At 70.2% G+C, this 7519-nt stretch carries 8 protein-coding genes; 2 read left to right on the top strand and 6 right to left on the bottom strand.

Going from position 1 to position 7519, the window contains the following annotated elements; genetic code table 11:
* Positions 1 to 47 precede the first annotated feature (47 nt).
* The 3 genes from ACFWN1_RS30220 to thyX all read right to left on the bottom strand — a co-directional run bounded on the left by ACFWN1_RS30220 (position 48) and on the right by thyX (position 3788).
* Complete coding sequence (locus ACFWN1_RS30220; protein ID WP_384368916.1) at positions 48 to 1733, bottom strand: ribonuclease J; 1686 nt, start codon at positions 1731 to 1733, stop codon at positions 48 to 50.
* 154 nt (positions 1734 to 1887) lie between these two features.
* The gene (gene dapA / locus ACFWN1_RS30215) at positions 1888 to 2787 is read right to left on the bottom strand and encodes a 4-hydroxy-tetrahydrodipicolinate synthase (protein ID WP_384368913.1); all 900 of its coding nucleotides are present in this window, start codon (positions 2785 to 2787) and stop codon (positions 1888 to 1890) included.
* A gap of 233 nt (positions 2788 to 3020) precedes the next feature.
* Positions 3021 to 3788, bottom strand: a complete 768-nt coding sequence (gene thyX / locus ACFWN1_RS30210) for an FAD-dependent thymidylate synthase (RefSeq protein WP_384368910.1) — start codon at positions 3786 to 3788, stop codon at positions 3021 to 3023.
* Positions 3789 to 3964: 176 nt separating this feature from the next.
* Between thyX and ACFWN1_RS30205 the strand changes: the two genes are divergently transcribed.
* Both ACFWN1_RS30205 and ACFWN1_RS30200 read left to right on the top strand, forming a co-directional pair.
* Positions 3965 to 4201, top strand: coding sequence for a hypothetical protein (locus tag ACFWN1_RS30205; RefSeq protein WP_384368907.1), 237 nt, complete (start codon positions 3965 to 3967; stop codon positions 4199 to 4201).
* A gap of 91 nt (positions 4202 to 4292) precedes the next feature.
* Positions 4293 to 4847 carry a hypothetical protein gene (locus ACFWN1_RS30200; protein ID WP_384368904.1) on the top strand — a complete coding sequence of 185 codons (555 nt, stop codon included), beginning with the start codon at positions 4293 to 4295 and terminating at the stop codon, positions 4845 to 4847.
* 69 nt (positions 4848 to 4916) lie between these two features.
* Here the strand turns inward: ACFWN1_RS30200 and ACFWN1_RS30195 are convergent, their stop codons facing one another.
* From ACFWN1_RS30195 to ACFWN1_RS30185, 3 genes are all read right to left on the bottom strand, one after another.
* The gene (locus ACFWN1_RS30195; protein WP_135788979.1) at positions 4917 to 5369 is read right to left on the bottom strand and encodes a hypothetical protein; all 453 of its coding nucleotides are present in this window, start codon (positions 5367 to 5369) and stop codon (positions 4917 to 4919) included.
* A gap of 13 nt (positions 5370 to 5382) precedes the next feature.
* Positions 5383 to 6135 carry a 4-hydroxy-tetrahydrodipicolinate reductase gene (gene dapB / locus ACFWN1_RS30190; protein ID WP_384368901.1) on the bottom strand — a complete coding sequence of 251 codons (753 nt, stop codon included), beginning with the start codon at positions 6133 to 6135 and terminating at the stop codon, positions 5383 to 5385.
* 38 nt (positions 6136 to 6173) lie between these two features.
* Positions 6174 to 7519: M16 family metallopeptidase (locus tag ACFWN1_RS30185; RefSeq protein ID WP_384368899.1), on the bottom strand; the 1346-nt coding region annotated here is incomplete at its 5' end.

Genomic DNA, 7519 nt, shown 5'->3' with positions numbered 1-7519 from the left:
CCTCGACACCGGTCGAGGGGCCCCAGTGCAGGTCGGAGCGTCGCGGATCAGACCTCGACGACGACCGGAAGGATCATCGGGCGCCGGCGGTAGGTGTCCGAGACCCACTTGCCCAGCGTCCGGCGGATCAGCTGCTGCATCTGGTGGGGCTCCACGACGCCGTCCTGGGCCGACCGCTCCAGCGATTCCGTGATCTTCGGGAGCACCTCCGCGAAGGCCGCGTCCTCGATACCGGAGCCGCGGGCCTGGATGTGCGGGCCGCCCGTGATCTTGCCGGTGGAGGCATCCATCACGAGGAAGACCGAGATGATGCCCTCGTCACCGAGGATCTTGCGGTCCTTCAGCGCGGGCTCGCGCACATCGCCGACCGAGAGGCCGTCGACGTAGACATAGCCGGCCTGGACCTTGCCCGCGATCTTCGCCTTGCCCTCGGCCAGGTCGACGACGACGCCGTCCTCGGCGATGACGATCCGGTCGTGCGGGACGCCGGTCGCGGCACCCAGCTCGGCGTTGGCGCGCAGGTGGCGCCATTCGCCGTGGACCGGCATGAGGTTCTTGGGGCGGCAGATGTTGTAGAAGTACAGCAGCTCGCCGGCGGACGCGTGGCCCGAGACGTGCACCTTGGCGTTGCCCTTGTGCACGACGTTGGCGCCCCAGCGGGTGAGGCCGTTGATCACGCGGTAGACCGCGTTCTCGTTGCCCGGGATGAGGGACGAGGCCAGGATGACCGTGTCGCCCTCGACGATGCGGATCTGGTGGTCCCGGTTGGCCATGCGGGACAGCGCCGCCATCGGCTCCCCCTGGGAACCCGTGCAGACCAGGACGACCTTGTCGGCCGGCAGGTCGTCGAGCTGCTTGACGTCGACGATCAGACCCGGCGGGACCTTCAGGTAGCCGAGGTCCCGTGCGATGCCCATGTTGCGGACCATGGAGCGGCCGACGAAGGCGACCTTGCGGCGGTACTTCTGGGCGGTGTCCAGGATCTGCTGGATGCGGTGCACATGGCTGGCGAAGCTCGCCACGATGATGCGGCTGTGCGCGCCCGCGAAGACGTTGTTCAGCACGCCCGAGATGTCGCGCTCGGGCGGGACGAAGCCGGGGACCTCTGCGTTCGTGGAGTCCGAGAGGAGGAGGTCGATGCCCTCCTCGCTCAGCCGCGCGAAGGCGTGCAGGTCGGTGAGACGGCCGTCCAGCGGGAGCTGGTCCATCTTGAAGTCACCGGTGTGCACGACCATGCCGGCCGGCGTGCGGATCGCGACCGCGAGCGCGTCCGGGATGGAGTGGTTGACCGCGACGAACTCGAGGTGGAAGGGGCCGACCCGCTCACGGTCACCCGCCTCCACCTCCAGGGTGTACGGGCGGATGCGGTGCTCCTGGAGCTTGGCCTCGATGAGCGCGAGGGTGAGCTTGGAGCCGATCAGCGGGATGTCCGGCTTCTCGCGCAGCAGGTAGGGGACCGCGCCGATGTGGTCCTCGTGGCCGTGCGTGAGGACGATGCCCTCGATGTCGTCGAGGCGGTCCCGGATGGACGAGAAGTCCGGCAGGATCAGGTCGACTCCGGGCTGCTCCTCCTCGGGGAAGAGCACGCCGCAGTCGACGATCAGCAGACGGCCGTCGTACTCGAAGACCGTCATGTTCCGGCCGATCTCGCCGAGACCGCCGAGGGGGGTGACCCGCATGGCGCCCTTGGCGAGCGGCGGCGGGGGGGCCAGTTCAGGGTGCGGATGACTCAAAAGACTCTCCTGACCAAGCGCGCCACCTACCCGGAGGCACGTGGCGCGCATGACGTTCAGTGCGTGTGGTTGTTGTCATGGGTGCGGGCACAGGTGGCCCGCTGTGCTGTTGTGCGATGCAGTTGTGTGGCTCGGATGGTGCTGAAGTCTGTTGTCAGAGCTGTACCCCGCCGGCGGCAAGATCGATCTTGAGCTGGGCGATCTCCTCCGGGGAGCACTCGACCATCGGGGCGCGCAGCGATCCGGCGGGCAGGCCCTGGAGGGCGAGCGCGGCCTTGATGGTCATGACGCCCTGGGTGCGGAAGACACCGGTGTAGACCGGGAGCAGCTTCTGGTGGATCTCGGCGGCCTTGACGACGTCGCCCGAGGTGTAGGCGTCCACGAGGGCGCGCAGTTCGGGGGCGACGAGGTGGCCGACGACCGAGACGAAGCCGACGGCGCCCACGGAGAGCAGGGGGAGGTTCAGCATGTCGTCGCCTGAGTACCAGGCGAGGCCGGAGCGGGCGATGGCCCAGCTGGCGCGGCCGAGATCGCCCTTGGCATCCTTGTTGGCGACGATCCGGGGGTGCTCCGCGAGGCGGACCAGGGTCTCGGTGCTGATGGGGACGCCGCTGCGGCCGGGGATGTCGTAGAGCATCACCGGGAGGCCGGTGGTGTCGGCGACGGCCGTGAAGTGGCGGTACAGGCCCTCCTGCGGGGGCTTGTTGTAGTACGGCGTGACGACCAGGAGGCCGTGGGCGCCGTCGCGTTCGGCCTGGCGGGCCAGTCCGAGGGTGTGGTGGGTGTCGTTGGTGCCGACTCCGGCCACGACGCGGGCGCGGTCGCCGACCGCTTCCACGACGGCTCGTACGAGGTCCGATTTCTCCGCGTCGCTGGTGGTGGGTGACTCGCCGGTGGTGCCGTTGACGATCAGGCCGTCGTTGCCTGCGTCCACCAGGTGGACGGCGAGCCGCTGCGCGCCGTCGAGGTCGAGTGCGCCGTCCGCCGTGAAGGGCGTGACCATGGCGGTGAGGACCCGCCCGAAGGGGGTCTGCGGAGTCGAGATCGGAGCCATGGGTGACACGCTACTCGGTACTCGATCCATGGTCTGCCCGTGGGGGTGGCGGGAAAGTCCGGACAAACTCGCGACGACCTCGCGGCGAACAAGGAGCCCGGCACTGCCTGCTCGGGGGTTCAAGCAGTGCCGGGTCCGTTTGATCAGGCTAGATGAACTTCTCTAAATGCCGCAATACGGACACTTCGGGAGGTTGATCCGTACATCCGTTCCGAGCGGGGAACAGGGCTTCGTTACGGGGCCACCCGGCCGTTGGCGTTGAAGGCGGCATGGGTGAGCGGCATCAGACGGGCCCACTCGGCCTCCATCTTCTCCCCCACCATCTCGATCTCCCGCTGCGGGAAGGACGGCACCCTGGCCAGCTCGTGCTGGGTGCGCAGGCCCAGGAAGTGCATCAGGGAGCGGGCGTTGCAGGTGGCGTACATCGAGGAGTACAGGCCGACCGGGAGGGCGGCGCGGGCGACCTCGCGGGCGACGCCCTCGGCGAGCAGCTTCTGGTAGGCGGTGTACGCCTGCTCGTACGACTCCGACAGGGTGTGGCGCACCGCGTCGTACTGGGCGGGGCTGCCCTCGGCGAAGACGTACTTGCCCGGCCGGCCCTCCTGCACGAGCTTGCGGGAGGTGTCGGGGACGTAGAAGACCGGCTGGAGCTCCCGGTAGCGGCCCGATTCCTCGTTGTAGGACCAGCCGACGCGGTGCCGCATGAACTCGCGGAAGACGAAGATCGGGGCGCTGACGAGGAAGGTCATCGAGTTATGCTCGAACGGGCTGCCGTGCCGGTCCCGCACCAGGTAGTTGATGAGGCCCCTGGAGCGCTCGGGGTCCTTCTGGAGCTCGCCCAGGGACTGCTCGCCCACGGTGGAGACTCGGGCGGCGAAGAGGACATCGCTGTCCGACGCGCTGGATTTCACCAGCTCGACGGTGACGTCACTACGGAGCGTGAACGGCTCGGGGGTGGTCACTGGGGTCCTTCCATCACTTCCGGGGTTCGCAGCCACCATACGGGGCACGCGAACCGGTCGGAGCAGCACCTCACCTCAAAGATCGCATCCAGCGGTTTTCCGGACATGGGCACCTTTTGGTTCTTCCTGACGTCTATCAGGGGTAAGGCCGCTCCGGTGAGGCCGGCCCCGGCCTCCGACAGCTTCCGCACCTCCTGGAAGGAGATCCACCCCCGATGTTCCGTCGTCGTGAGCCCGTACCCTTCGCCTTCATCGCCGAGGCCGACAGGTTCCGCGGCAATGTCACTCCCCCGCCCCCCGAGCGCGCTTCCCGCGCCGAGCGGGCCGGGCGCTCGCTGCTCCTGCTGACCCTCGTCGCCGGGATAGTCGGCGCCCTGGTCGTCGGCATGCCCGCGCTGTCCACTCCGTCCGGGCCGCCGGCCGGGCATTCGCAGGCGGCGCCGGGGCGCTGACCCTTCCGGACCTCCACCGCTGGTGAGCCGGACCACAGGCGGATAGCCTCACCGGGCACAAGCCCGTGCGAGGATCCTGCGAGGAACAGCCGTGCCCCTGCCCTTCCTGACGGCCGACCGCACTTTCGAGGCGGCCGACGAGAGCTCGCTGCCTTACCACGACCGGGACCGCTGGCGGCGCCCGTACCGTCCCGGACCGTGGCGGGTGGGCGGGGCGGCGCTGGGGCTGCTGTTCTCCTCGTTCGTGCTGTTCGGGGCCGTGCTCACCGCGCTGACCGGCACCACGGCCTCCGCCGGGACCACCTTCGTGGCCTCGCTGGCGATCGTCCTCAGCGCGCTGCGGGTGCTGCGCATGGGCGTCTGGGTGAGCCCGCGCGGCCTGCGCCAGGTCGGCTTTCTCGTCACGCGTACGGTGCCCTGGGAGCGGGTCGTCTCGCTGCGGACGGCGCAGCAGCCGGTGCGCTGGCTGGGGCTGCCCCGTACCGTGCAGGGTCAGGCGCTGACGCTGGTACGCGACGACCGCGCCCCCGACGACACTCCCCCGCTGCTCACCACGCACACGCTGGACTTCCTGAACCGTCCGGCGGGGTTCGACCTGGCCTCGGACACGATCGAGGCGTGGGCCACGGAGTACCGGCGCGGCTGAGGCCGTACCAGGCACGCGAGAGGGGGCCGTCCGCGCTGTCGCGGAGCGGCCCCTTCTGGCGTCACGGGGTCAGGCGGGGAGGTGGCGGCCGTCGTGCAGGGCGATGGCGCGCTGCATCGTCCTGCGGGCGCGCGGGGTGTCGCGGGCGTCGTGGTAGGCGACGGCGAGCCGGAACCAGCTGCGCCAGTCGTCGGGGGCGGCCTCGGTCTCGGCCTTGCGCCGGGCGAACACCTCGTCGGCCGAGTCGCGGTCGATCCGGCCGTCCGGGGTGCGGCGCAGTTCGTCGACGGGCAGGCCGCCCTCGGCCTCAAGCTCGGCGGCGAGCTGGTTGGCCCGGCGGACGAACTGGGTGTTCTTCCACAGGAACCAGACGCCGATGACCGGCAGGATCAGCACGGCCACTCCGAAAGTGACGGTGAGGAGCGTGCCGGACTGGATGAGCATCACGCCCCGGCTGCCGACCAGGACGAAGTAGAAGACCAGGACGGCGGCCGTGACGAGGTAGGTGATCTTCGCGCGCATGAGGTGGGGGTACTCAGCCCAGGTCCAGGAAGTGTTCGAGGCCGAAGGTGAGGCCCGGAGCGGACCCCACGCGGCGCACACCGAGCAGGATGCCCGGCATGAAGCTGCTGTGGTGCAGCGAGTCGTGGCGGAGGGTGAGGGTCTCGCCCTCGCCGCCGAGCAGCACCTCCTGGTGGGCCAGGAGGCCGCGCAGCCGGACCGCGTGCACGGGCACGCCGTCCACGTCGGCGCCGCGGGCCCCGTCCAGCGCGGTGACCGTGGCGTCCGGGGCCTCGCCCAGACCGGCCTCACGCCGGGCCTCGGCGATGAGCTGGGCGGTGCGGGTGGCGGTGCCGGAGGGGGCGTCCACCTTGCCGGGGTGGTGCAGCTCGACGACCTCGACGGACTCGAAGTACGGCGCGGCGATCTGCGCGAACTTCATGGTGAGGACGGCGCCGATGGAGAAGTTCGGGGCGATGAGCACCCCTGTCTCCGGGGACTGGCCGAGCCAGCCCCGCAGCTGCGCGAGGCGCTCGTCGGTCCAGCCCGTGGTGCCGACGACCGCGTGGACGCCGTGGCGCACGCAGAAGTCGAGGTTGCCCATGACAGAGGCCGGGGTGGTGAGGTCGACGGCGACCTGGGCGCCGGCTTCCACCAGCGTCTCCAGCTTGTCGCCCCGGCCAAGGGAGGCCACCAGCTCCATGTCCTCGGCGGCCTCGACGGCCCGCACCGCCTCGGACCCGATGCGGCCGCCTCCGCCGAGGACCGCCACGCGCAGCTTGCTCATCTCTTCGCTTCCTTACCGCAGTTGAGGGGCCGGGTGGGTCAGGCGACCACGTCGTGCAGCCGGGCCGCCTGCTTTTCCTTCAGCGGGCCTATGACCGACAGCGACGGACGCTGTCCCAGGATGTCGCGGGCGACCGAACGGACCTCGTCCGGGGTGACCTCGGCGATCCGGGTCAGCGTCTCGTCCACCGACATGTGGTCGCCCCAGCACAGCTCGCTCTTGCCGATGCGGTTCATCAGCGCGCCGGTGTCCTCCAGGCCGAGCACGGTGGAGCCGCGGAGCTGGCCGATGGCGCGGTTGACCTCGTCGTCGGAGAGGCCGTGCCCGGCGACCTGGTCGAGTTCGTCCCGGCAGATCTTCAGCACGTCGGTCACCTGGCTCGGGCGGCAGCCCGCGTACACCCCGAACAGACCGCAGTCCGCGAAGCCGGAGGTGTAGGAGTACACGCTGTAGGCCAGACCGCGCTTCTCCCGGACCTCCTGGAAGAGCCGGGAGGACATGCCGCCGCCGAGGGCGGTGTTGAGCACACTCATGGCCCAGCGGCGGTCGTCGTTCCGGGCGAGGCCGGGCATGCCGAGGACGATGTGCGCCTGCTCGGTTTTGCGGCCGACCAGGTCGACGCGGCCCGAGGTGCGGATGGTGCGGCTGCCCTCGCGCGGGGCGATGGGCAGGGCCCCGGTGTCGCGCAGGGCGCCCGACTTCTCGAAGGCGGCGCGGACCTGGCGGACGACCTTGGCGTGGTCGATGTTCCCGGCGGCCGCGACGACGAGGTGGGTCGGGTCGTAGTGCTTCTTGTAGAAGCGGCGGATGCGGTCGGCGGTGAGGGCGTTGACGGTGTCGACCGTGCCGAGGACCGGGCGGCCGAGCCCGTTGTCGCCGAACATGGTGCGCGCGAACAGGTCGTGCACGCAGTCGCCGGCGTCGTCCTCGGTCATGGCGATCTCTTCGAGGATCGCGCCGCGTTCGACGTCGACGTCCTCCTCGCGGATCAGCGAGCCGGTCAGCATGTCGCACACCACGTCGATGGCGAGCGGCAGATCGGTGTCGAGCACGCGTGCGTAGTAGCACGTGTACTCCTTGGCCGTGAACGCGTTCATCTCGCCGCCGACCGCGTCGATGGAGGCGGAGATGTCGAGGGCGGAGCGCTTTTCGGTGCCCTTGAAGAGCAGGTGCTCCAGGTAGTGGGTGGCGCCGTTCAGCGCCGGGGTCTCGTCGCGGGAACCGACGTGCGCCCAGATGCCGAAGGTGGCCGAGCGCACGGAGGGCAGCGTCTCGGTGACGACGCGCAGTCCGCCGGGGAGGGTGGTACGGCGCACGGTGCCGATGCCGTCCCTGCCCTTGATGAGGGTTTGGGTACGGGCGACGGCCCGCGCCTCCGGAGAGG

It is taken from the genome of Streptomyces sp. NPDC058459 (assembly GCF_042721685.1).
In the GTDB taxonomy this organism is placed as follows: Bacteria; Actinomycetota; Actinomycetes; order Streptomycetales; family Streptomycetaceae; genus Streptomyces.
Note: the sequence above shows the minus strand (reverse complement) of the source record. Positions and strands in the feature narration are given on the sequence as shown.

Bases quoted from the DNA above. Each gene is read 5' to 3' on its own strand.
- dapA (WP_384368913.1), bottom strand. From the start codon at position 2,787: ATGGCTCCGATCTCGACTCCGCAGACCCCCTTCGGGCGGGTCCTCACC.
- thyX (WP_384368910.1), bottom strand. From the start codon at position 3,788: ATGGTGGCTGCGAACCCCGGAAGTGATGGAAGGACCCCAGTGACCACC.
- ACFWN1_RS30205 (WP_384368907.1), top strand. From the start codon at position 3,965: ATGTTCCGTCGTCGTGAGCCCGTACCCTTCGCCTTCATCGCCGAGGCC.
- ACFWN1_RS30195 (WP_135788979.1), bottom strand. From the start codon at position 5,369: ATGCGCGCGAAGATCACCTACCTCGTCACGGCCGCCGTCCTGGTCTTC.
- dapB (WP_384368901.1), bottom strand. From the start codon at position 6,135: ATGAGCAAGCTGCGCGTGGCGGTCCTCGGCGGAGGCGGCCGCATCGGG.